Annotated in this window: 19 protein-coding genes; 11 read left to right on the plus strand and 8 right to left on the minus strand. The window is 70.2% G+C overall.

What is annotated here, in order from left to right:
* Positions 1 to 97 precede the first annotated feature (97 nt).
* Positions 98 to 412: a YtxH domain-containing protein gene (locus KLK06_RS26190; RefSeq protein WP_214638269.1), complete on the plus strand. Its 315-nt coding sequence runs from the start codon at positions 98 to 100 to the stop codon at positions 410 to 412.
* Positions 413 to 455: 43 nt separating this feature from the next.
* Here the strand turns inward: KLK06_RS26190 and KLK06_RS26195 are convergent, their stop codons facing one another.
* From KLK06_RS26195 to KLK06_RS26205, 3 genes are read right to left on the minus strand one after another with little or no spacing between them, the layout of a single operon-like run.
* Positions 456 to 929, minus strand: a complete 474-nt coding sequence (locus tag KLK06_RS26195) for a hypothetical protein (RefSeq protein ID WP_214638270.1) — start codon at positions 927 to 929, stop codon at positions 456 to 458.
* Positions 926 to 2,200 (minus strand): amylo-alpha-1,6-glucosidase, encoded by a 1,275-nt coding sequence (locus tag KLK06_RS26200; protein ID WP_214638271.1) that lies wholly within the window; start codon positions 2,198 to 2,200, stop codon positions 926 to 928. The genes KLK06_RS26195 and KLK06_RS26200 overlap by 4 nt, the downstream gene beginning before the upstream one ends.
* A 40-nt stretch (positions 2,201 to 2,240) precedes the next feature.
* Complete coding sequence (locus KLK06_RS26205; RefSeq protein ID WP_214638272.1) at positions 2,241 to 2,396, minus strand: hypothetical protein; 156 nt, start codon at positions 2,394 to 2,396, stop codon at positions 2,241 to 2,243.
* Between the two features lie 157 nt (positions 2,397 to 2,553).
* Here KLK06_RS26205 and KLK06_RS26210 point away from each other — a divergent pair, with 157 nt between their 5' ends.
* The 7 genes from KLK06_RS26210 to KLK06_RS26240 are packed head-to-tail and all read left to right on the plus strand — an operon-like array spanning position 2,554 to position 11,063.
* Positions 2,554 to 3,741, plus strand: a complete 1,188-nt coding sequence (locus KLK06_RS26210; RefSeq protein WP_214638273.1) for a hypothetical protein — start codon at positions 2,554 to 2,556, stop codon at positions 3,739 to 3,741.
* A complete protein-coding gene (locus tag KLK06_RS26215; RefSeq protein WP_214638274.1) occupies positions 3,738 to 5,867 on the plus strand; it encodes a serine/threonine-protein kinase in 2,130 nt (709 codons plus the stop codon). Before KLK06_RS26210 ends, KLK06_RS26215 begins: the two co-directional genes overlap by 4 nt.
* The gene (locus KLK06_RS26220; RefSeq protein ID WP_214638275.1) at positions 5,867 to 6,946 is read left to right on the plus strand and encodes a protein phosphatase 2C domain-containing protein; all 1,080 of its coding nucleotides are present in this window, start codon (positions 5,867 to 5,869) and stop codon (positions 6,944 to 6,946) included. The genes KLK06_RS26215 and KLK06_RS26220 overlap by 1 nt, the downstream gene beginning before the upstream one ends.
* Positions 6,939 to 8,234: a VWA domain-containing protein gene (locus tag KLK06_RS26225; RefSeq protein ID WP_214638276.1), complete on the plus strand. Its 1,296-nt coding sequence runs from the start codon at positions 6,939 to 6,941 to the stop codon at positions 8,232 to 8,234. The genes KLK06_RS26220 and KLK06_RS26225 overlap by 8 nt, the downstream gene beginning before the upstream one ends.
* Positions 8,234 to 8,890: an FHA domain-containing protein gene (locus KLK06_RS26230; RefSeq protein ID WP_214638277.1), complete on the plus strand. Its 657-nt coding sequence runs from the start codon at positions 8,234 to 8,236 to the stop codon at positions 8,888 to 8,890. Before KLK06_RS26225 ends, KLK06_RS26230 begins: the two co-directional genes overlap by 1 nt.
* Positions 8,887 to 10,257, plus strand: coding sequence for a hypothetical protein (locus tag KLK06_RS26235; RefSeq protein WP_214638278.1), 1,371 nt, complete (start codon positions 8,887 to 8,889; stop codon positions 10,255 to 10,257). Before KLK06_RS26230 ends, KLK06_RS26235 begins: the two co-directional genes overlap by 4 nt.
* Complete coding sequence (locus tag KLK06_RS26240; RefSeq protein WP_214638279.1) at positions 10,254 to 11,063, plus strand: glutamate ABC transporter substrate-binding protein; 810 nt, start codon at positions 10,254 to 10,256, stop codon at positions 11,061 to 11,063. Before KLK06_RS26235 ends, KLK06_RS26240 begins: the two co-directional genes overlap by 4 nt.
* A 52-nt stretch (positions 11,064 to 11,115) precedes the next feature.
* Here KLK06_RS26240 and rpoD read toward each other — a convergent pair whose 3' ends face one another.
* Positions 11,116 to 12,219 (minus strand): RNA polymerase sigma factor RpoD, encoded by a 1,104-nt coding sequence (gene rpoD / locus KLK06_RS26245; RefSeq protein WP_214638280.1) that lies wholly within the window; start codon positions 12,217 to 12,219, stop codon positions 11,116 to 11,118.
* Between the two features lie 417 nt (positions 12,220 to 12,636).
* Positions 12,637 to 14,478, minus strand: a complete 1,842-nt coding sequence (gene dnaG / locus KLK06_RS26250; RefSeq protein ID WP_214638281.1) for a DNA primase — start codon at positions 14,476 to 14,478, stop codon at positions 12,637 to 12,639.
* A gap of 176 nt (positions 14,479 to 14,654) precedes the next feature.
* On the opposite strand from dnaG, the gene KLK06_RS26255 reads away from it, so the two are divergent.
* The gene (locus KLK06_RS26255; RefSeq protein ID WP_308168449.1) at positions 14,655 to 15,545 is read left to right on the plus strand and encodes a M23 family metallopeptidase; all 891 of its coding nucleotides are present in this window, start codon (positions 14,655 to 14,657) and stop codon (positions 15,543 to 15,545) included.
* Here KLK06_RS26255 and KLK06_RS26260 read toward each other — a convergent pair.
* Together KLK06_RS26260 and KLK06_RS26265 are read right to left on the minus strand one after the other, a co-directional pair.
* Positions 15,529 to 16,689: an NAD(P)/FAD-dependent oxidoreductase gene (locus KLK06_RS26260; protein ID WP_250906039.1), complete on the minus strand. Its 1,161-nt coding sequence runs from the start codon at positions 16,687 to 16,689 to the stop codon at positions 15,529 to 15,531. The two genes, KLK06_RS26255 and KLK06_RS26260, sit on opposite strands and share 17 nt — an antisense overlap.
* A gap of 25 nt (positions 16,690 to 16,714) precedes the next feature.
* Positions 16,715 to 17,935 (minus strand): deoxyguanosinetriphosphate triphosphohydrolase, encoded by a 1,221-nt coding sequence (locus tag KLK06_RS26265; RefSeq protein ID WP_214638282.1) that lies wholly within the window; start codon positions 17,933 to 17,935, stop codon positions 16,715 to 16,717.
* 81 nt (positions 17,936 to 18,016) lie between these two features.
* Here KLK06_RS26265 and KLK06_RS26270 point away from each other — a divergent pair, with 81 nt between their 5' ends.
* The gene (locus tag KLK06_RS26270) at positions 18,017 to 19,516 is read left to right on the plus strand and encodes a M48 family metallopeptidase (RefSeq protein ID WP_214638283.1); all 1,500 of its coding nucleotides are present in this window, start codon (positions 18,017 to 18,019) and stop codon (positions 19,514 to 19,516) included.
* A 26-nt stretch (positions 19,517 to 19,542) separates the two neighbouring features.
* On the opposite strand, the gene ppdK is transcribed toward KLK06_RS26270, so the two are convergent.
* Positions 19,543 to 22,176: a pyruvate, phosphate dikinase gene (ppdK, locus tag KLK06_RS26275; RefSeq protein WP_214638284.1), complete on the minus strand. Its 2,634-nt coding sequence runs from the start codon at positions 22,174 to 22,176 to the stop codon at positions 19,543 to 19,545.
* A 223-nt stretch (positions 22,177 to 22,399) separates the two neighbouring features.
* On the opposite strand from ppdK, the gene KLK06_RS26280 reads away from it, so the two are divergent.
* Positions 22,400 to 23,725, plus strand: a complete 1,326-nt coding sequence (locus KLK06_RS26280) for a cytochrome bc complex cytochrome b subunit (protein ID WP_214638285.1) — start codon at positions 22,400 to 22,402, stop codon at positions 23,723 to 23,725.
* Positions 23,726 to 23,737: the final 12 nt, after the last annotated feature.

A 23,737-nucleotide genomic window follows, 5' to 3' on the forward strand; every position in this document is an offset into this window, starting at 1 on the left:
GCGGTCCGCTCCCCTTGGGCGCACGAATAGATTAGCGCACTCCAGGAGTGCGTGTCGCATCGTCATCGGGGTAGTCCGGAGACAGCGGAGGTGCAATATGCGTTATCGGATGACGTTCGCCATTGGGCTCGCTGTCGGCTACGTCCTGGGCAGCCGGGCTGGTCGCGAACGCTATGAGCAGATCAAGCGGGCGGCCCAGCGTGTTGCCGACAGTCCCAGGTTCCAGGAGACCGCGGGGGTGGTCGGCGCGCAGGTGTCGAAGGCGGCCGGAGTGGCCAGGTCGAAGGTGGGTGACACGCTCCAGCATCGGATCCCGTTCCTCAACAAGCACGATCACGCCGACACCGGCACCGGCTGGCCCGGAGAACAGGTCGACGAGAAGAAGGCCAACGAAACCGGCCTCCCCTACTGAGACCGTCAACCCCGGGCATGGGACCCATGCCCGGGGAACACACTCACACGCCCATGCTGCGCCGCACGCCCTCAAGAGCCTGTTCGGCCTGTGCCCGCACGCCTGGGTCGTCCGGATCGAGGCCTTCGTCGAAGACGAGGGTCCACCCCAGCATCTCGCCGCCGGGCCGGCGCCTGGCCACCAGCCGAACCCCGCCACGCCCGGGCAGGTCCACGTGCTTGTTCACCACGATGGTGGCGTTGACCCGCTCCCGCACCGTCTCGGGCAGCAGCCGCGGCTCCGACAGCAGCACACGGTGCCTCTCGCCGGACATGGTGAGGACGCTCAGCCCCTCCTCGTCCCAGGCGGCCCGGTCGATCGTCTCGTACGGCACGCGGACCCCGCCGGGCAGGTGCAGCGCCAGGTTCGTGGCCACCACGTGCCCGTCGCCGGTGGCGGCGAAGGTCAGCACCCGCTCCCCCGGCTCGGTGGCCAGGGCCTTACGGGTGTCGGCGGGCAGTCGGCGAAGGAAGCTCATTCCTTCACGCTATCGGCGAGCAGGTCGAGGGTCAGCGCCGCACTCCAGGAGAAGTCCCTGCACCCTCGGCCGCTGCCGTCGAACGGGTCGAAGCACTCGCGGAACCCGGCCTGCCTGACCAGGCGGAGCGTGCCGTTGGTGAGCTGCTGGCCGAGCGAGTCGAGCGCGTGCACGGCGGCGGCCCGGCGCAGCAGCCAGTTGGTGTTCACCCAGGACGGGCCGCGCCAGTAGCGGGTGCGGTCGAACTGGGCCGCGCGGATCTCGCAACTGGGCACCGGGTAGCCGGTGGCGCCCATGAACCTGGCCGATTCGAGCACGTCGATGGCCGCTTGGACGCGGTCGCTGGGCAGGCCGGGGTCGAGCAGCGGGCCGAAGCCGCCGACCGTACAGACGCGGATGAGCCGGTCGGCCCGCAGGTCGCGGGCGTAGAAACAGCCGTCCCAGAGGCGGTCGAGGAGCGCCCGTCTGATGCGTTCGGCCTGCTCGGCGTGGGGCACCGGGTCGACGTGGGCCAGCGGCGCCAGGTCGGCCAAGGCCAGGCAGGAGGCGAGCCAGATCCCGTTGAACATCGGGTCCTCGATGGCGAACGGGTGCTCGTCGCGCAGGTATTCGGAGCGGTAGCCGGCGTTGCGGTATCGCAGGGCCAGCCAGACGTAGCGGTCGTGGTCGCTGTCGGGGTGGCGCTCGTCGAGTTCGACGTTGCGGTAGCCGTACCTGATCTCGGGCAGTGCGGCGAGCGCCTGGTCCCAGGCCGGGCTGTCGTCCATGCCCGACTCCCAGGGGTGCACGATCGCGGCCAGCCCCGAGCCGCCGAGGTCGCGCGCGGCGGCCAGGTAGGCGTGCTGGGCGGCCAGCGCCGGAAACGCCCGCCTGACGAAGTCGGCATCGCCGGTGTGCCGGTAGAGCCACCACAGGGCCAGCGCCTGCAGCGGTGGTGAGGTGAGGCCCGAGGTGAGTACGCGCGGCGCGGCGTCGTGGTCCTGCGAGCGCCAGACCGAAGGGCCCGGGAAGTACGCCTCGGGAGTGTGGAAGACGATGTGCGGCACCATGCCGGTCGCCCACTGCCCGGCCAGCAGGCTGAGCAGCTCGGCTCTAGCCCGGTCAGGCCGGTGCCTGGCCAGGCCGATCACCACGAACGCCGAGTCCCAGCTCCACTGGTGCGGGTAGAGACCTGGAGCGGGCACGGTGGAGGTTCCCGTCCAGTTCGCCTCGAGCACGGACAGTGCCTCGCGCCCGAGCGCGGCGTCGTCGACCGCGGGCCGCGCCTCCATCAACCCACTATGCGCCGCCGAGCCGCAGGAAGCCAGGCGGCTACGTCCGGACCCACTTGGACACGAGCATGATCCCGAAGGCCACGGCACCGATGATGATGCCCCACTTGAGCAGCGTGAAGGCGAAGCCCACGAGGGGGCCGATGAGGATGAACACGGCGATGATCGCCAGGATTCCGAGAAGTATGCGTCCCATGGCTAAGACGCTACGAGATCCTTTAAGCGAATTGCAGGTGAGACAGGGTTGAATCAGGGACAAGTCAGGGTCTTCCCTACCTTCGGAACCAACCGGTCGGTTTCACCGTTTAGCCGGTAGACAACGGGGCGCGGGGGCCCGTATCACGGGGAGCGTGATGAGTCTCGGACCACCCATGAGCAGGGAGGGCGCGGAGTACGCGCTGCGCGCTCGTTCCGACGAGCGCGACCGCATCTCCGGCGACCTGCTCGATCTTGAAGCGCACACCACCTATCAGTTACTCAAGGGCGCCTCCTTACGCGGCCCGACCCAGACCCGCTGGGCCGCCGCACAGAGCGCGCTCGCCGCGTTGTGGGCGCTTTACGACACCTACCGGGGCGTATTACGCACGGCCGAGCAGGTCAAGGGCCCCCGCGGCCGCCTCGGCGCGGAGCAGCTCGTCACCTTGACCGAGCTGCTGGTCGGCCGCTCGGTGGTCCTGAAGGCCGCCGCCAAACCGGTCGAGGAACGCTCTCTGCTCCCCCAGGCGGACGAGCGGCTCACCCTGGACGAGACCGTCGCCCGGATGGATGCCGCCTTCCAACTGGCCACGGACGTGCTGACCAAGATCGACACGGTCTGGTCCGCGGCACTGCCCCGCCTCGACGCCGCCGACGCCGAGCTGCGTGTGGTGAACGACCTGCAGCGGCAGCTCGGCGAGACCCTCGACCTGAGCCAGGCGGAGACCGATCTGAAGCGGATGCGCGCCGCCGTACTGGAAGACCCCCTCGGCTCGGCCCCACCCGACCACGAGCTGGCCCGTGTCGCCGGCACCCTGGCGAGCGCCCGCGCGGACCTGGAGCGGGCGCTGCGGGTCAGCCAGGAGTACGGCAGGCGGCGTGAGGAGCTGGTGGCCGCGCTGGACCGGGTACGGGCGGCCGAGAGCGGTGCCAGAGTGGCCCACGGCACGGTCGTCGCCAAGATCGCCCTGCCGCCGCAGGCACAGCCGCGTAGCAAGGTGGACGCGCTGGCCGGCGAGCTCGACGCGCTCGACGCCTCGACCGGCACCTGGCTCGACAGGTCCGGCCGGCTGACGGCGCTGGAGCAGGGCGCCGAGCAGGCCGCCCAGCAGGCGCAGGCCACGGCGAAGGCGCTGTTCGGGCTGATCGGCAGACGGGACGAACTGCGCGGGCTGCTCGGCGCGTGCCAGGCGATGGCGGTGCGCAAGGGCCTGGCGGAGGACCCGGCCGCCACCGGGCTGTACGAGCGGGCGCGGCTGCTGCTGTGGAGCGCCCCCTGCGATCTGACGAAGGCGGCACAAGCCGTCGACCTGTACCAGCGTGCGATCCACGGAGGTGGCCGATGACCCGATGCGCCCAGCCAGGCTGTACGGGCACGATCGAAGATGGCTACTGCGACCTGTGCGGGCACGCGGCGGCAGCCGCCGCACCCGTCTCCACCCCCTCATCCGCCTCCACGCCATCCCCTGACACCCGGCCGGTGAGCCGGCCGACGACCGGCCCGCTGAGCAGTAGCCGGTCGCGGGCCGGCGTGCTGGGCGAGCTGGCCGACCTGCCGTCGGTGCCCTACCGGGATCCGGCCAGCGCGATCATGGCCAACCCCGAGGTACCGGAGGAGAAGCGGTTCTGCGCCAACCCGGCGTGCGGCGAGCCGGTCGGCCGCTCCAGGCAGGGACGCGCCGGGCTGCCCGACGGGTTCTGCCCGCACTGCCGTACCCAGTTCTCCTTCACCCCCAAGCTGGGCCAGGACGACCTGGTGGCGGGCCAGTACCGGGTGCTGGGCTGCCTGGCCCACGGCGGCCTCGGCTGGATCTACCTGGCCGCCGACGAGAACCTCGACGGCCGCTGGGTGGTGCTCAAGGGCCTGCTGAACACCGCCGACGCCGAAGCGCTGGCGGCCGCGGAGGCCGAGCGGAAGTTCCTCACCACCGTCGACCACCCGAACATCGTCAAGATCATCAACTTCCAGCGCTCCGCCGGCCTCGGCTACATCGTCATGGAGTACGTCGGCGGCCAGTCGCTGCACGAGCTGCGCCGCCAGGGTCCGTTGCCGCTGCGCGAGACGCTGATGTACGGGCGGGAGATCCTGCGCGCGTTCGGCTACCTGCACGAGCAGGGCCTGGTCTACTGCGACCTCAAGCCGGCCAACGTGATCAGGGTCGGCAGGCGGCTCAAGCTCATCGACCTGGGCGCGGTCCAGCGGGTCGGCTCGCCGCCGGGCACGTCCTGGGCCACGGTCGGCTACCACGCGCCCGAGCTCGACACCCGGCCCTCGTCCGTCGCCTCCGACCTGTACACGGTGGCCAGGACGCTGGCGGTCCTGACCATCCCGTCGTTCAGCCCGGCCAAGGGCGGCGCGGAGAACCCGCTGCCGGCGGACTGCGGCAACGAGTCGTTCGCGCGGCTGCTGCGCCGGGCGACCGCGCCGGATCCCGCCGCCAGGTTCCAGAGCGCGGAGGAGATGGAGGAACAGCTCGTCGGCGTGCTGCGCGAGATCAGCGCGGTGACGGACGGCGTGCCGTACCCCGCGCAGTCGTCGATGTTCGGGCCCGAGCGGCTCGCGGCGGGGGCGGCGCTGGCCGCCGACCGCGGGCGGGTGTTCGACGGGCTCGACCCGCTGGAGGCGGCGGCCGCGCTGCCGGTGCCGCTGGCGGACCCCGCCGACCCGGCGGCGGGCGCGCTGGCCGGCCTGGTCGGCCGCGATCCCGACGTGCTGGTCAGCCAGGTCGAGGGGATGGCGCGGACGCCCGAGACGCTGCTGACCAAGGCCCGGCTCCTCGCCGAGCAGGGCACGGACCAGGCGATCCAGGCGCTGGACGAGGCCGAGCGGGCGCTGCCCGGCGACTGGCGGGTGACCTGGTACCGGGCCGTTCACCTGCTGGCCGCGCGGCAGGCCGGCCGGGCGGCGCAGATCTTCGACGAGTGCTTCTCGCTGCTGCCCGGCGAGTGCGCGCCCAAGCTGGGGCTGGCGTTCGCGCTGGAGGGCATGAACGACAACCCGGTCCTCTGGTACGAGAGCGTGTGGCGTACCGACCACTCCTACGTGAGCGCCGCGTTCGGGCTGGCCAGGGCGGGCCGGATCGGGGTGCTCGACGAGGTGCCCGTCACCTCGAGCCACCGGGTGGCCGCGCAGCTCGCGGTCGTGGCCGCGGTGGCCAGAGCGCCCGGCACAGACCCGGGCAAGCCGAACGAGCTGTCGGCCGCGGCCGACCGCCTCGACGACCTCACCCACCTCGACCCGCGCCGCCGCGAGCTGCTCATCGCCGAGCTGCTGGAGAGCGCGCTGTCCTGGCTCGACAGCGGCAAGCCGCCCGGCGGGCTGAAACTGGCGGGCGCGGAGTTCACCGAACCCGGCGTACGCAAGCGGCTGGAAGGCATCTTCCGCCGCCTGGCGGTGGCCGCGAGCTCCCGCCAGGAGCGTCAGGCCCTCGTCGACCAGGCCAACGCCGTCCGCCCCCGGACGTGGGTGTGATGGACCACACCGCCGCCCCGCGGGCGGACGTGCGGTGCCCGGTCTGCGAGGCCCCTGTGCTCACCGGTGACGCCTTCTGCGAGGCGTGCGGTCATCCGCTCGGCGCACCTTCCTGTACGTCCTGCGGCGCCCCGGCTGTGGACGCGGACGGCTACTGCGAGCGGTGCGGCCTGCGCCAGCCCACCGGCCGGGACCACACCGAGCTCGCGCTCGACAACGGCACGGCGGGCGTGACCGACAAGGGCCTGCGCCGCAGCCGCAACGAGGACGCGATGGCGCTGCTGTCCACGGACACGCAGACCATCGTTGTGGTCTGCGACGGCGTGGGCAGCTCGCCCCGCGCGGACGAGGCGTCGGCGGTCGCCGTGGAGACGGCCTCCGCCGCTCTGGCCAGGGGCCTGTCCGCCGAGGAGGCGTTCAACCTGGCCGGGCGGGCCGTGGGCAAGCTGGCCACCTCGGTGGACGACGCCCCCGCCTGCACCTACGTCTCGGCGGTCGTCGAAGGCGGCCGGATCACGCTCGGCTGGGCGGGCGACTCCCGCGCGTACTGGCTGTCCCCCGGCGTCCGACCGGCCGCGAAAGATCCGACCGTCGACACCCAACCGGTCGACGCCGACCCGACAGCCGGCATCCGACCGGCCGACCCCGCTGCAACGGTCGACGCCGATCCGGCAGCCGCCACCCCACCGGTCGACGCCGATTCGACCGCCGCCACCCGTCCGGTCGGGACACTTCCGCCCGCCGGCACCCGACCCGCCGAGACCGGCCCGCCGCCCGGCGTCCGGCTGACCGGCATCCAGTTGACCGAGGACGACGCCGCGCCCACGGGCGAGATCACCGCCTGGCTCGGCGCCGACTACGGCGACGTCCGCCCGCACGTCCGCGTGCTGGAGCCGGAGCACCCGGGCCTGCTGCTGGTGTGCAGCGACGGCCTGTGGCGCTACCTCGACGGCTACACCTTCCCGCCCACCGGCAGCCCCCGGGACATGGCCCGAGCGATGCTGCGGCACGCGCTCGACTCCGGCGGGCAAGACAACGTGACCATCGTCCTGATCCCTCTAGGAGACGCACATGGGTGACCAGCCCACCTTCACCCTCCACATCGACCAGAACAAGTACCTCCCGATCGACGGGCGCGAGGTGCACGCCATCCTCACGATCAACTCCACCGGCGAGGTGACCACCACCACGGCCGCCGCCCCGGCCGAAGCCGCGGAAGTGATCATCATCGACACGTCCGGGTCGATGAGCGGCGGCAAGATCCGGGAGGCCAGGCAGGCGGCCGCGACGGCCGTGCAGACGCTGCGCGACGGCGTCCACTTCGCGGTGATCGCCGGAACCGACCGGGCCAAAGTCGTCTACCCGCGCGGCCCCGAGCTGGTCAGGGCCAACGCGGCCACCCGGGCCGAGGCGCAGCGGGCCATCGGCCAGCTCTCCGCCGGCGGCGGCACCTCGATCGGCCAGTGGCTGCAACTGGCCGCCCAGATGCTGTCGGCCCATCCGAACGCGATCAGGCACGCCATCCTGATGACCGACGGCCAGAACAACGAGCGCGCCGACGTGTTCGCGGCCGCGCTGGCCCGCTGCGAGGGCGCGTTCGTCTGCGACAGCCTCGGCGTCGGCGACGACTGGGTGCCCGCCGAGCTGCGCAAGATCGCCGAGGCGCTGCTGGGCACGTTCGACTTCGTCAGGAACCAGGGCGACCTGGCCGACTTCTTCCGCAAGCTCACCCAGACCTCGATGAGCAAGACCGTGGCCGAGCTGGTGATGCGGGTGTGGGTGCCGCAGACGGCGACGCTCAAGTGGGTCAAGCAGGTCTCGCCCACGCTGCTCGACCTGACCGGCAAGCGCACCGACGTGAACCCGCTGACCGGCGACTACCCGACCGGCTCGTGGGGCACCGAGGACCGCGAGTACCACCTGTGCGTCGAGGTGCCGCCCGGCCAGATCGGCAGCGAGATCCGCGCGGGCTGGGTGAAGCTGCTCCGCCCCGACACCCAGGAGGTCTTCGCCAGCGGCAACGTGCTCGCCCAGTGGACCGACGACCTCGCCCAGTCCACCCGGATCAACGGCAAGGTCGCCCACTACACCGGCCAGGCCGAGCTGCACGAGCTGATCCAGGACGGGCTGAGCGCCCGCGCGGCCGGCGACGTCGACAAAGCGACGGCCCGGCTGGCCAAGGCCAAACAGCTCGCCGTCGATTCGGGGCGCGAGGACACGGCCAGGCTGCTCGACAAGGTCGTCGAGGTGGATCCGGCCTCCGGCACCGCCCGGCTGCGCAGGAACGTCGACAAGGCCGACGCCATCGAGCTCGACACGGGCTCCGTGCGTACCAGCAGGCTGCGCAAGGACGGGGAGGGCAGCTGATGGCGACCTGCCCACAGGGCCACGCGTCGGGTGACGACGAATACTGCGACGTCTGCGGCCTCCAGATGGCCGGCTCCGCGGCCCCGGCCGCGGCCACCAGCCCGGCCGGCTCCGCCGCGCCCGCCGGGGCCGGGGCCGGGGCAGCGGTGGAGAGCTGTCCCGTCTGTCAGACGCCGCGTGCCGGGCAGTTCTGCGAGGTGTGCGGCCACGACTACTCCGGCACCGCGCCCTCGCTGGCGCCCGTGTCCGGAGCCCGCTGGGAGGCGGTCACGGCCGCCGACCGCGCCTACTACGACCAGGTGATCGCCGAGGGCGGCCCCGACGCCCACGTCGTCGCCTTCCCGCCGTACTGTCCCGAGCGGTCCTTCGCGCTGTCGGGCGAGCAGGTACGCATCGGCCGCCGCAGCCGGGGCCGCGACCTGCGGCCGGAGATCGACCTGACCGGGCCGCCGGAGGACCCCGGTGTGTCCCACCTGCACGCCGTGCTGCTGGCCCAGCACGACGGCTCGTGGACGCTCGTCGACCCGGGCTCCGCCAACGGCACCCAGGTGAACGGCAAGCCGGTCAGCGTCAACGTGCCGGTCCGGGTGGGCGCGGGCGACCGCATCCACCTCGGCGCGTGGACCGTCATCACGATCCGCGAGGGCACACCATGACCGCCGTCCAGACCCTGCAAGCCCCTCCGGGGACCCCGGCTCCGGCGCGCCGGAGCGTGCCGGGCCGGATCCGGGTCATCTCCGGCATCACGGTGGCCTCCCTGGCGCTGCTCTTCGCCGCGCTGGCGGCCGGGAGCACGAGCGCGCGCGACGGGCTGACGGTGATCGGCCGCGACGCGGGCCCGCAGGTGGTCGCCACCGCCGGCCTGTATCTCGGGCTGAGCGACATGGACGCGCAGGTCGCCGACGCGCTGCTGATGGGCAAGGAGTACGGCACGCAGCGCCAGGCCGCCATCGCCCAGTACGAACGGCGGCGCTCCGAGGCCAACCAGGCGCTGCTGAAGGCGTTCGAGCTGTCCGGCGACAACCCCGCCGAGCGGCAGACCGTCCAGTCCGTGCTCGACGGCCTCGGCCGCTACGAGCGACTGGCCGGGCAGGCGCTGCTGCTCGACACCCAGGCCGATCACGCGGCCGGCCCGCCGCCGCAGAAGGTGGTCGAGGTGTACCGGCAGGCCACCGACCTGATGCGGCTGGTCCTGCTCCCCCAGGCCTACAACCTGACGCTGGAGAGCGGCACGATCGTGCGGCGCACCTATGACGAGAAGAGCGTCATGGTGCCGGCCGTACGGTTCGCGGTGATCGTGGCCGGGCTGCTGGCGCTGGGCTGCCTGATCTGGCTGCAGGTCTTCCTGGCGCGGCGCTTCCGCCGGGTGTTCGGGCCGGCGCTGCTGGCCGCGACAGTCGTGACCATCGTCGCGCTGGTCGCCGGGGTGAACGTGCTCGGCCGGGACCTGCAAGAGCTGCGCATCGCCAAGGCCTACGGCTTCGACTCGGTGCTCACGCTGGCCAGGGCTCGCGCGATCAGCAACAGCCTGCACGGCGACCAGAGCCGGTTCCTGCTCGACAAGGGCCGGGCCGACACCTACGAGCACACCTTCCTCGACAAGTCGCAGTCGGTGATCTACCTGGAGGCGGGCAACCTCGACGGCTACCAGGCCAAGGTGGCGCAGGGCGCCAAGCACTTCCTCGGCCTGCTGGGCACCGAACTCGGCGGCAGCGACGGCGAGCGGGCGCTCGACGCGTACACCCGCTTCCAGGACGCCGACGCCAAGTTCCGCGCCCTCGCCGCCAGTGGTCAGGCCAGTGAGGCCGTCTCGGCCAGGCTGGGGACGGTCCGCGAGTCCTTCGACGCCTACGACAAGGCGCTGCTGAACCTCGCCGAGCAGCATGAGGCCGTGTTCAAGCAGGCCACGGACGCCGGCGAGAGCGCGCTCGACAACCTGTGGCGGCTGCTCCCGTTCGCGATCGGCGGCCTCGGCCTGCTGGTCATCGCCGGGGTGTGGCCACGGCTCAAGGAGTATCGATGAAGCGGCTGCTACCCGCGGTGCTGGCCCTGACGGCACTGCTCGCCGGGGGGTGCGGCATGGGCGGCTCGGAGTCGATCGAGTCCAAGGACAAGATCGTCATCGGGGTCCGTACCGACCTGCCGTCGGTCGGCGCACGCATGCCCGACGGCACCTTCGAGGGCTTCGACGTGGACGTGGCCCGCTACATCGCCCAGAAGCTGGGCAAGGAGTTCGAGTTCATCCCGGTCTTGGCGGCCGACCGGGAGAAGGTCCTGCTCAACGGTAAGGCCGACCTCGTGCTGGCCACGTACACGATCAGTCAGGACCGCAAGGCGAAGGTCCTGTTCGCCGGGCCGTACCACATCTCCTACCAGGACATCCTGGTGCGGCCGGACGAGTCGTCGATCGGGAACGTCCGCGACCTCAAGGGCCGCAAGATCTGCGAGGTGAAGGGCTCGAACGCCGCGCAGCGGGTCGTGGAGGAGCGCAAGGTGGCCGCGTCGGTGGTGCCGGTGAGCGACTACGCGGCCTGCCTGGCGGCGCTCAAGGACCGCCGGGTGGACGCGATCACCACCAACGACGTCATCCTGGCCGGGCTGGCCATCAAGGACGGCAGCGGGCTGCGCCTGGTCAACGCCCAGTTCAACGAACAGCGGACCGGGGTCGGCATGCACAAGGGCGACGTCGCGGGCTGCGAGGCGGTCAACCGGGCGATCACCACCATGTACCAGGACGGGACGGCCTCGAAGCTGCTGCACAAGTGGTTCAGCAAGGCCGGTCTGAACCTCAGCACCATCGCGGTCCCGCAGTTCGAGGGCTGTTCATGAAAGACGGCGGGCCCGGGGAGAACCCCGGGCCCGCCGTTCTTCGCCGCGAGAGTCAATCCAGATAGTCGCGGAGCATCTGCGCCCTGGTCGGGTGGCGGAGCTTGGCCAGCGTCTTCGACTCGATCTGCCGGATGCGCTCCCTGGTGACGCCGAACTCCCTGCCCACCTCCTCCAGCGTGCGCGGATGCCCGTCGGCCAGGCCGAAGCGGAGCTGGATGATGCGCTGCTCACGGTCCGACAGCGTCGCCAGGATGTCGTCGAGCTGGTCCTGCAGCATGATGAAGGCTGCCGCCTCCATGGGCACGACCGCGTCGGCGTCCTCGATGAAGTCGCCGAGATCGGAGTCTTCCTCACCGATCGGCGACTGCAGTGACACCGGCTCCTGGGCGATGCGCTGGATCTCCACCACACGATCGACCGGGAGATCCATCTCCTTGGCGATCTCCTCGGGCGCGGGCTCACGGCCCAGATCCTGGTGGAGCTGTCGCTGCACTCTGACGAGCTTGTTGATCGTCTCCACCATGTGCACCGGAATGCGAATGGTGCGCGCCTGGTCGGCTATCGCCCGCGTGATCGCCTGCCGGATCCACCACGTGGCGTAAGTGGAGAACTTGTATCCCTTGGTGTAGTCGAACTTCTCGACCGCGCGGATGAGCCCGAGGTTGCCTTCCTGGATGAGGTCCAGGAAGAGCATTCCACGACCCACATAACGTTTGGCGATCGAGACGACGAGCCTGAGATTCGCCTCGATGAGGCGCTGTTTCGCCCGGGTTCCCTGCCAGACGAGCTCCCTGAACTCAGGGAAGGCCAGACGCGAGACTCCACTGGCCAGCTTGTCCTCGGCGAACAGCCCGGCTTCGATCGACTTGGCGAGCTCCACCTCCTCTTCGGCTGTGAGCAGCGGCACCCGGCCGATCTCCCGCAGATATATACGGACAAGATCGCTGGTCGGCGCCCGCTTGCCTACGTCTTCCTCGTCGGCGCGGGTGGTCTCTTCCTCTCCCTGGGGTTCGAGAACCTCCACGCCGTTCTCGGCGAGCATCCGCACGACGCGTTCCAACGCGTCGGACGGGAGCTCTGAGCGGTCAAGCGCGGCTGCGACGTCATCGACGGTTACGCTTCCGCGCTCCCTTCCCTTCGCGACGAGGTCCGCCACTTGATCTACGGATGGCGGTCCACTTGGCAGTACCGATGCACCCACGGGACACAGTCTGCAGTATTGGTTCCGTAAAATGGCAGACCCATTTTTGTAACCGAAGGTAAGGCCGTGACCCTTACCAAAACGAGATCACTTAAAGGTTTAGCGGGACTTTGATCAGGAAAGTAAAGTCAATTACGCGGTCGAGTAAGACGCGTCCGGTACGGGGTTGTCGCCGGTCGCATGGCGCAGCCTGCCCGGATGCCCCTTAACTCCGAGGTCCGGCATGGCGGATGAAGGATTCCGCCACACTCAGCTGGATTCAACAAGTTCCCGACATCTTCTGCTCGGCAGCTCTTGAACGAGCCGTTACAGGCCCCATTCATCCGCCGACGCCGTGAGCAAAGCGGGTGCTCACATCCCCGCCGAAACTCCTCAGCTGCCCGCGGCCCGGTCCCGGAGGACCCTGCGCTGCTGCTCCAGCGCCACCAATTCGCCGAACAGCCGGTTGTAGTCCTGCTGCTCCTCCACCGGGTTGAGCCGCTGGATGCGCGACTTGACCTGAGCGATCGCCCGATCGACCGCGATGGCCTCGATCGCCGCCAGCATGGCCGCCCCGTAGCGCTCCTCAGTGTGCGAGTCGGCCCGGATCGCCTCGACCGCGAACCGGGTCACCAGCACCCGCGTCACGTCGTCGAGACAGTGCTCCAGGAGCCGGTCGACCCACTCCCGGCCGCCGTGGCCGGCCGACGCGGCGCCCCCCGCCGCGGTGATCACCTGGTGCACGAGGACGTGGTCGGGCGCGGTGAACGCCCGCGGGTCGAGCGCGTCGAAGCGGGGGCCGAGCAGCGCGGGCCGCTGGATGGCCAGTTTGAGCAGCTCACCCTCGACCCGCACGTTGGGGTCGACGGGCGCGGCCTTCGGCGCCCGCCGCGGGCGGCCCTGCTGGGCCCCGCCGACCTCGGAGATGCGCTGCATGACGAACCGCTCGTCCATGAAGCCGAGCCACCGGTCGAGGTCGATCGCGTAGCGCTTGCGCAGGCCGACGTCCTTGATCGCGGCCACGATCGGCGCCGCCGCGTCGAGCGCGGCGATCTTGCCTTCGTTGCTGCGCAGGTCGTAGCGGCTGATCGTGCTGCGGATGGCGAACTGGAACAGCGGCTCGCGGCTGGCGATCAGGTCGCGCACGGCCGCGTCGCCCTGCTTGACGCGCAGGTCGCACGGGTCGAGCCCGTCGGGCTGCACGGCCACGTAGGTCTGGGTGACGAACTTCTGCTCGTCGGCGAACGCCCGCAGCGCCGCCTTCTGCCCGGCCGCGTCGCCGTCGAAGGTGAAGATCACCTCGCCGCGGAACTCCGCCTGGTCGAGCAGGAAGCGCCGCAGGATCTTGATGTGCTCCTCGCCGAACGACGTGCCGCAGGTGGCGACCGCCGTCGGCACCCCCGCCAGGTGGCAGGACATGACGTCGGTGTAACCCTCGACGATCACCGCCTGGGACCGCTTGGAGATCTCCCGCTTGGCCAGGTCGATGCCGTAGAGCACCTGGCTCTTCTTGTAGAGCGGGGAATCAGGGGTGTTGAGATATTTCGGCCCGTCATCGGAGTCGAGCAGCTTGCGCGCCCCGAACCCGATCACGTCGCCCGTCGCATCACGGATCGGCCAGATCAGCCGCCCGCGGAACCGGTCGATCGGCCCGCGCCGCCCCTCCTTGGCCAGCCCGCCCTTGACGATCTCCTCGGCGGTGAAGCCGCGCCCCATGAGATGCCGAGCCAGCGCCTCCCACTCGTTGGGCGCGTAACCCACGCCGAACATCTCGGCGTCGGCCCGCTCGAACCCCCGCTCCGACAGGAACCGCCGCCCGGGCGCGGCGTCCGGGCCGAGCAGCTTGTCGACGTAGAACTCGGCGGCGGCCTTGTGCGCCTCGATCAGCCGGGCCCGCTCGCCGTGGTCGCGCCGCGGCACGTAGCCGCCCTGCTCGTACTGCAACTGGATGCCGGCCCGCTGCGCCAGCCGCTCGACCGCCTCGCCGAACGTCAGATGCTCGATCTTCTCGACGAACGTGATGACGTCGCCGCCCTCGCTACAGCCGAAGCAGAAGTACATGCCGCGCTCGGGCGTCACGTTGAAGGACGGGCTCTTCTCATCGTGGAACGGGCACAACCCCTTGAGGTTGCCGCCCCCCGCGTTGCGCAACTGGATGTGCTCGCCGATCACATCGGCGATGGGCGATCGCTCACGAACGAGCGCGATGTCGACGTCACGGATCCGGCCAGCCACGCCGGTGAGTCTATTCCCGTGCTACGACAACCGGCCCCACCCGGGCTCATGACTGCCCTCCGTGAGGTGACGGTGACCTGGCGGTAAGGGGATGTCACCGTCGAGTCGCGAAAGGGGGAAATATGTCGGTAGCACTTCCCCGGTCGGCTACAAAGGTAAATGTTTGCGGTGGAGCGGTGGAAACGTCGACACGGGTGGAGATCATGCGAGCGGGGCATCTCGGACGATGGGCGGCCTTAGCGGGCGCCGCGCTTCTGGCGAGCGCGTGCTCGCAGGCCACCGGAGTGGCGGGCGTCAGCGCGCAGTCACCCACCACGACCACGGCGAGCGCCAGCCCGTCCGTCACCGCCACCATCCCGTCGGCCGACCCTCAGTCGGCCGAGACACCGCCCAAGGGCGAGGATCCGACCAAGATCCCGCCACCGAAGGTGTCGAAGTACTCCTACACCTTCCCCGTCCAGGGCTGCCGGACGACCTACGAGCGCAAGCTCCTCGTACTCCCAAAGACGACGATCTGGGCGGCCAAGGGATGCGCCTTCGTGTCGCCCGTCGACGGAGTGGTCGACGAGGTCAACACCCTGAACAGGTGGTCGTCCGCCACCGACGTGGGCGCCGCCCGTGAGGGCCGCTACGTCACGATCATCGGCGAAGACGGCGTCCGCTACCTCGGCGGCCATCTCGACACCGTGGCCGACGGCCTCAAGCCGGGCGTGAAGGTGAAGGTCGGGCAGACGCTCGGCCGGGTCGGCAACTCCGGCAACGCCGGCACCACCGCCCCGAACCTGTACTTCGCGATCTCCTGGAAGACCGGCCCCGCCTACTGGTGGGTGCGCCGGGGCATGGTGAACCCCTGGGGCTACCTCGACGCCTGGCAGTCCGGCAACAAGACGCTGTCTCCGAAGGAGGAGACGCTAAAGCTGCGCGGCAAGGTGGGCGAGACGCCGCCCTGCTCGGTCCAGTGCGCGTCGAAGCAGGCGCCGGAACCCACCGCCACCACCAAGAAGAAAAAGAAGAAGACCGGCGCCAAGCCGTCTCAGACCCCGATCATCATCACCGATTCGACGTGAGCTCCTTCGGGTCCACGGTCACACCGGAGCGGATGAGTTCCTTGATCTCGCCGGTGACATCCCAGATGTTGACGTTCATGCCGGCGACGACCTTGCCCTCGCGCAGCCAGTAGGCGACGAACTCCTGATCGGGGACCGAACCCCGGTAGACAACGTCGTCGTAGCCCTGGATGTCACCGTTGAACTCCATGCCCAGGTCGTACTGGTCGGTGTAGAAGTACGGCAGGCGGTCGTAGGTGACGTCCTGGCCCAGCATGGACCGGGCCGCCACGGGGCCGCCGTTGAGCGCGTTGGCCCAGTGTTCGACCCGGATGCGCCGGCCGTACAGCGGGTGGAAGGCCTCGGCGACGTCGCCCGCGGCGAACACGTCGGGATGCGAGGTGCGCAGGGCGGCGTCCGTCAGGATGCCGCTGCCGACCTCCAGACCGGCGTCGCGGGCCAGGCCGACCTCGGGCGCCGCGCCGATGCCGACGACCACCAGGTCGGCGGTCAGGCGCTCGCCGGAGCTGAGCCGCACGCCGGTCTCGGTGATCTCCGCGGCGCCGGTACCGGGGCGCAGGTCGACTCCGTTGCGCCGGTGCAGCCGGGCGAAGACCTCGCCGAGTTCGGGCCCGAGCGGCCGGTACAGCGGCGTGGGGTCGGGTTCGACGATCGTGACCTCGCACCCGGCCTTGCGGGCGGCCGCGGCGGTCTCCAGGCCGATCCAGCCCGCGCCGACGACGATCACCCGCTCGGCGTCGGCGAAGCGGGCCTTGAGCGCCTCGCTGTCCCCGACCGTGCGCAGGTAAAGGGCGGGGCCGGGCAGCCGCCTCGGCGTCGCCCCCGTCGCGATCAGCAGCTTGTCGTACGGCTGGCTCGAGCCGTCGGCGAACCTGACCGCGTGCTCGTCGAGCTCGACGCGCGTGACCCGCAGGCCGGTCCGGAGATCCACGTCGTTGTCGGCGTACCAGTCGGCGCCGTGGACGAAGATCTTCTCCCGCTCGCTCTTGCCCAGCAGGTATTCCTTCGACAGGGGCGGTCTCTCGTAAGGGCGTTCGGGCTCCGCGCCGATCAGGACGATCTCATCGCCTGAGCCTTCTTCGCGCAACGTCTGCGCCGCCTTGGCCCCCGCCAGGCCCGCGCCGACGATCACATATGTAGCCATGGGCGCAGTATCCGCCCGACGGGGGTCATCGGGAAAGACGCTTGTGCCAGGCGATGGCCGACGTGTCGGTCAGGGAGGCGATCTGGTCGATGACCACCCGGACGCGAGCGGCGTCGTTGGGCGCGCCGAGGTAGGAGGGCCGGAAGGCGGGCTCCAGGGTGGCGGGCGCGCCGAGCGTGATCAGGGAGGCCAGCTCGGAGATGAGCTCGCGCTGCCTGGCCTGGTTGGCGTGGTGGTCTTCGGTGGTCATCACGTAGTGGGCGGTGATGCCCTTGAGCAGCGCGCACTCCAGCCGGGTGGCCGTCGGCACGACGAGCTCCGCGCGGTGCCGCGAGGCGTACGCGTCCTTGGTGGCGGTCTGGGCAGATTGGCAGAAGCGGCCGATGAGGCCGCTCGTCAGCGCCTTGAGCCCGGCCAGGTCGGCGAAGGTGGCCTCGAAGCGGCGCGGCCAGAGCGGGGTGGCGAGCAGCCCGGCGAAGACGGCTTCGAGCTCGGCGAGGTCGGCGCCGGGCGCGTACCAGGTGCGGGCGGTCTCGCAGACCTGGCGGCGCTCGCCGGCCGACTGGAGCGCCTCGGGCGTGACGTGGCCGGAGTGCAGCGCGTCCTCCAGGTCATGGACGGAGTAGGCGACGTCGTCGGCCCAGTCCATGATCTGCGCCTCGAAGCTGACCCGGCCTTCGGGCGCGCCGTCCCTGATCCACGCGAAGACCGGCAGGTCGTCGTCGTAGACCCCGAACTTCGGCGACCTGTCGCAGGTCCACGGGTATTTGATGGAGGCGTCGAGCGCGGCCCTGGTGAGGTTGAGCCCGGCGCTGCCGCCGTCCTCCGTGAGGACCTTGGCCTCCAGCCGGGTGAGCAGGCGCAGGCTCTGCGCGTTGCCCTCGAAGCCGCCGCACGAGGTGGACAACTGGTTGAGCACCACCTCGCCGTTGTGGCCGAACGGCGGATGCCCCAGGTCGTGCGCCAGGCAGGCCGTCTCCACCAGGTCGGGGTCGACGCCGAGCGTCGCGCCCATCTCCCTGCCGACCTGGGCGCATTCGAGCGAGTGGGTGAGCCGGGTGCGCGGGATGTGCTGGCCGCCCCCCAGGGTCTCGCCGGGCCCCACCACCTGCGTCTTGGCGGCCAGTCTGCGCAGCGCGGAGCTGTGCAGAACTCTGGCGCGGTCGCGTTCGAACGCGCTCCGCTCCGGGTTGCCGGGAGGTTCCGGCACCCAGCGTGCCTGGTCGTGCTCGTCGTAGCGGGCCATAAGAGCTGTGATTTTATCCAGTTTCCGGTCTCCGCTAGTGTCAACCCTCGCGAGAACCCCCTTCCCCGGGAGCCCTCCTCCATGACCACTGCGTTCCGGGCGGTGCTGGCCTTCGGCCTGCTCGCCGGTTTTTACGTGCTCGTCGGCCTCATCCTGGCGGCGGCCGTCTTCTTCGACGTGCTGCTGCTGGTCGATTTCCATGTCAACGCGCTCAAGTTCGCGGTCGTGCTGACCTTGGCGGCGGGCGCGCTCGTACGCGCCCTGATCATGGTCAGCCGCCGCAAGGACGGCGAGCAGCCGGGCGTGCTGGTCACCCGCGAGCACGAACCCGCGCTCTGGCAGGTGGTCGAAGACCTGTCCCAGCGCGTCCGTACGGCGCCACCCGACGAGATCCGCCTGGTGCCCGAGGTCAACGCGGCCGTGTCGGAGGACACCCGCTTCCTCGGCATGAAGGCCACCAGGCGGCGCATGTACATCGGGCTGCCGCTGCTGCAGACCCTCACGGTCGACGAGATGCGCGCGGTGCTCGGCCACGAGCTGGGCCACTACAGCGGCGCCCACACCCGCCTGGGCGCGCCGGTCTACCGAGGACGGGTGTCGCTGATCGCGACCGTTCAGGGGCTCGGCAACCACCCGTTCATCCAGCGCCTGTTCACCTACTACGCCAAGCTCTACCTGCTCGTCTCCCAGGGCGTGTCGCGCAAGCAGGAGCTGGAGGCCGACCAGTTCGCGGTGGGCATCGGCGGTCGCCAGGCGATGTCGGAGGCGCTGCGCAAGATCCACGGCACGGCGGCCGCCTGGGACATCTACGCCGCCAACTACCTGTCGATGACCGGCGCGGGCGGCAACCGGCCCGCGGCCGTGTTCGGCGGGTTCCACGCGCTGATGAGCGACCCGGCCAGGCAGGCCGAGGTGGCCGAGCTGAGCGAACAGCCGGAGGAGACCTCCCTCTACGACTCGCACCCGAGCCTGAGCGAGCGGCTGGCGGCCATCGAGCTACTGCCCGAGCCCGAGCACGTCCCCGACCCCCGCTCGGCCCTCACCATGCTCCGTGACGCGAACGTGGCGGTGCAGGCGGTCGAGCAGTCCATGTGGACGCCGGAGGCGCTCACGGGGCTGCGGCCGGTGTCGTGGGAGGATCTGATCTCCCAGGGCATGTACGCGGCCCGCAACGCCGAGGCGCTGAACGACCTGGCGCTGGCCGGGCAGCGGGTGCTGGGCGCCGCCCGGCCGTACCTCGACGCGGCCTTCGAGGTGATCGCCAGAGACCGGCGGCCCGAGCTGGAGGAGAAGCTGCGCGAGCTGGGCTGGAACGCGTCGGAGACGCTGCTGGCCGGAGTGCTCGGGCAGGCCCTGGAGGCGGTGCTGATCCAGCACGGCCAGGCCCGGTGGACACTGTCGTGGGCGGGCCCGGCGCGGCTGCTGTTCGACGACGGCGAGGAGGTGGCGCTGTCGGAGTACGCGGCCCAGGTCGCGGCCAACCCGTCCGCCGTTCCCGGACTCCGGAAGTGGCTGGGCGACCTGGGCATGCGTCACGACTACGTGCCTGCCACGCTGGAGCAGGCCGAGACGACCGTCTAGCGAGGGAGCAAGGCGCCCTCGGGCGTCTAGCGGGTGTCCGAGTCGCACTCCGCCAGGGCCGCGCGGCCGGCCTCCAGGCGGGCGACCGGGATGCGGAACGGCGAGCAGGAGACGTAGTCGAGCCCGGCCTCGTGGCAGAAATGCACCGAGTCGGGATCGCCGCCGTGCTCGCCGCAGATCCCGAGCTTGAGGTCCGGGCGCGCCTTGCGGCCCTCCTCGACCGCGATCCTGACCAGCCGGCCGACGCCGTCACGGTCGAGGGTCTCGAACGGGGAGACGCCGAAGATGCCCAGCTCCAGGTAGCGCGAGAAGAACGCCGCCTCGACGTCGTCACGGGAGAAGCCCCAGGTCATCTGGGTCAGGTCGTTGGTGCCGAAGGAGAAGAACTGGGCGGCCTCGGCGACCTGCCCCGCGGTGAGCGCCGCCCTGGGCGTCTCGATCATGGTGCCGACCAGGGCGTCGACGCCGAGCTCCGCGAGAATCCCGGCGGCCTCCTCGCGGACGGCCTCCAGCTCCTGTACGGCGGCGACGAGCGGGATCATGATCTCCGGCTTGGCTCCCGGCACCTCCTTGGCCGCCTGGGCGATGGCGCGTACCTGCATGGCGAACAGGCCGGGAATGACCAGCCCGAGCCGTACGCCGCGCAGGCCGAGCATGGGGTTCTCCTCATGCAGCCGCTTGACGGCGGCCAGCAGGTCGCGCTGCTTCTCCGAGGTCTCGCCGGTCGCCGCCTTGACCGACAGGTCCACGATGTCGGGCAGGAACTCGTGCAGGGGCGGGTCGATGAGCCGCACGGTCACCGGCTGACCGTCCATAGCCCGAAATATCTCGACGAAGTCCGCCTTCTGGAGCGGCTCCAGCGCGTCCAGCGCCGCCTGGCGCTGCTCGTCGCCCGACGCCAGCACCAGGTCCTCGACGAGCTGCCGGCGCTCGCCCAGGAACATGTGCTCGGTACGGCACAGCCCGATCCCCTCGCCGCCGAAGCGGCGCGCCCTGGCCGCGTCGTCGGCGGTGTCGGCGTTGGCCCGCACGCCCAGCCGGCGCACCTCGTCGGCCCGCCGCATGATCCGGTCCACGGCCCGGACCAGGTCGTCGTCGGGCTCCCGGCCCTCGAAGTACTCGACCACGGCCGAGTCCACCACGGGCACCTCGCCGAGGAAGACCTCGCCGGTCGTGCCGTCGATGGAGATGACGTCGCCCTCGTGCACCACGACGTCGCCCGGCGCGGTGAACCTGCGCTCGGCGATCGACACCTCCAGCTCCTCGGCGCCGCAGACGCAGGTCTTGCCCATGCCGCGGGCGACCACGGCGGCGTGCGAGGTCTTGCCGCCGCGGCTGGTCAGGATGCCGCGCGCGGCGATCATCCCGGACAGGTCGTCCGGATTGGTCTCGCGGCGCACCAGGATGACGTCCTCGCCCTGGTCGGCCAGCTCGACGGCGCGCTCGGACGAGAACACGACCTTGCCGACGGCGGCTCCCGGCGAGGCGTTCATGCCCTTGGCGATCTTCTTCTTCTCGGTGCCCGAGTCGAAGCGCGGGAACATCAGCTGCGCCAGTTGGTCGCCCGTCACCCGCGTGACGGCCTCGTCGAGCGTGATGAGGCCCTGGTCGACGAGCTGGGTGGCGATGCAGAACGCGGCGCCCGCGGTGCGCTTGCCGACTCTGGTCTGCAGCATCCAGAGCTTGCCGCGCTCGATCGTGAACTCGATGTCGCACAGGTCGCGGTAGTGGTTCTCCAGCGTCTCCATGATCCGCAGGAGCTCGTCGTACGAGCTCTTGTCGAGGCGTTCCAGCTCCTGGAGCGGGATCGTGTTGCGGATGCCGGCGACGACGTCCTCGCCCTGGGCGTTCTGCAGGTAGTCGCCGTAGATGCCCTGCTGCCCGGAGCCGGGGTCGCGGGTGAAGGCGACGCCGGTGCCCGAGTCGTTGCCGACGTTGCCGAAGACCATGGCCACGATGTTGACCGCGGTGCCGAGGTCGGCGGGGATGCGTTCCTGGCGGCGGTAGAGGATGGCGCGCGGGGCGTTCCACGAGTCGAAGACGGCCATGACGGCCAGCCGCATCTGCTCGCGCGGGTCGGCCGGGAAGTCCTTGCCGGTCTGGTCGCGCACGATGCCCTTGAACGTCTCGACCAGGCCCTGCAGCTCGCCCGCGTCGAGGTCGGTGTCCTGCCGGTCGCCCTTCAGCGTCTCGAGCGCGTGCTCGAACAGCTCGCCGTCGATGTCGAGCACGGTCTTGCCGAACATCTGGATGAGCCTGCGGTAGGAGTCCCAGGCGAAGCGGTCGTTGCCGCCGGCCTGCTTGGCCAGGCCGTGCACGGACTCGTCGTTCAGCCCGATGTTGAGGACGGTCTCCATCATTCCCGGCATCGAGAACTTGGCGCCCGAGCGGACGCTGACGAGCAGCGGGTCGTCGGCCTGGCCGAGCGTCTTGCCCATCCGCTCTTCCATCGCGTGCAGGTGCTCGGCCACCTCCCGCTCCAGGCCGTCGGGGACCGCGCCCTCGGCCAGGTAGTGGCGGCACGCCTCGGAGGTGATCGTGAACCCGGGAGGGACAGGCAGTCCGAGATTGGTCATTTCGGCAAGGTTGGCTCCCTTGCCTCCGAGAAGATCCTTGAGATCCTTGTTGCCCTCGGTGAAGTCGTAAACGTACTTGGCCACCACAGCTCCAATCAACGCCTCTGCTCCGGACTCTACCGGCGATAATCATGATGAAACTGCACTCACCCGTTAAGTCAACGTTTCACCTGGTGAAGGGCACATAACCGGTCTAATCCAATTAATATTCTGTTTGGCCAGAAATTGGTTTATACCAATTGGTATAAACCAATTCTTGAAAGATCCGGATGATACAATCGGATCACCGTCTAGCAGGAGGCGCCCGATGGCCACTCCTACCAAGCCACAGCGTCCCGCCCGCCTGGTCGCCGGATCGGCCAAAGCCGCGCAGGGCTCCGCGAGTTTCCTGGACGAACGCCTCGGCCTGGCCCGCTGGCTCGGCCCGAACCTCCGCAAGCTCTTCCCGAGCCACTGGTCGTTCCTGCTCGGCGAGTTCGCCCTGTACTCGTTCGTCCTGCTCGTCCTGACGGGCACCTTCTTGACCTTCTTCTACAAACCCAACCCCGACGTGGCCTTCGAGTCGGTGCGCGAGATCAGCCTGGACATCAGAGGCGGCCTGCTGATCCGCCAGATGCACCACTGGGCGGCGACGATCTTCGTGCTGTCGATCGTGGCCCACCTGTTCCGCGTCTTCTTCACCGCCGCCTTCCGCAAGCCGCGCGAGCTGAGCTGGATGACCGGCGTGGTGCTGTTCGCGCTGGCGCTCTTCGAGTCGTTCCTGGGCGTCTCGCTGCCCGCCGACCAACTCGCCATGACCGGCCTGCGGGAGGCGCAGGGCCTGCTGCTGTCGATCCCGCTCGTCGGCGGCTACCTGTCGGCGCTCATCTTCAACGGCGACTTCCCCGGCCAGGTCATCCCGCGCATCTTCGTGACGCACGTGCTGCTGGTGCCGGGCATCCTGCTGGCGCTCATACCGCTGCACGGGATCGTCCTGACCTGGCGGCAGAAGCACACCGAGCACCGCACCCCGGCCTCGGACGAGAAGCGGGTCACGGGCGGCCCCTTCTTCCCCTACTTCGCCGTCAAGAACGCCGCCACCACGATGTTCACGATGGCCGTCGTGGCGCTGCTGGCCACCTTCGTCCTAGTCAACCCGGTGTGGGAGCACGGGCCGTACCAGCCCGGCGGCTGGCCACCGTCGGCCCAGCCGTTCTGGTATTACGGCGTTCTGGAAGGCGCGCTACGCCTGATGCCGCCATGGGTGATCACCGTCGGCGGCTACCACCTGCAGGTCGGTCTCTGGATCCCGGTGCTGGTCCTGGCGGCCTTCTTCACGGTCCTGTTCCTCTACCCGTTCCTGGAACGCCGCTTCACCAAGGATCGCCGCGTGCACAACCTGCTGGACCGCCCCTCGCACGCCCCCGTCCGCACCGCGCTCGGCGCTGCGGTGATCACGTTCTTCACGGTGCTGTGGGCCGGAACGTGGGTCTCGGAGACCCCGCCGGACCCGAACGCGCCGACGCCACTCCTCACGGCACCGCACGAGACCTACGCCTGGATCGTGTACGGCCTGCGCATCGCGATCTTCGTCCTGCCTCCGATCGTGTACGCCATCACCCTGGCCGCGTGCAGAAGTCGCGCCCGCCGCTGAATCCTTTGCCCA

The organism is Nonomuraea sp. NEAU-A123, from assembly GCF_018603905.1.
In the GTDB taxonomy this organism is placed as follows: Bacteria; Actinomycetota; Actinomycetes; order Streptosporangiales; family Streptosporangiaceae; genus Nonomuraea.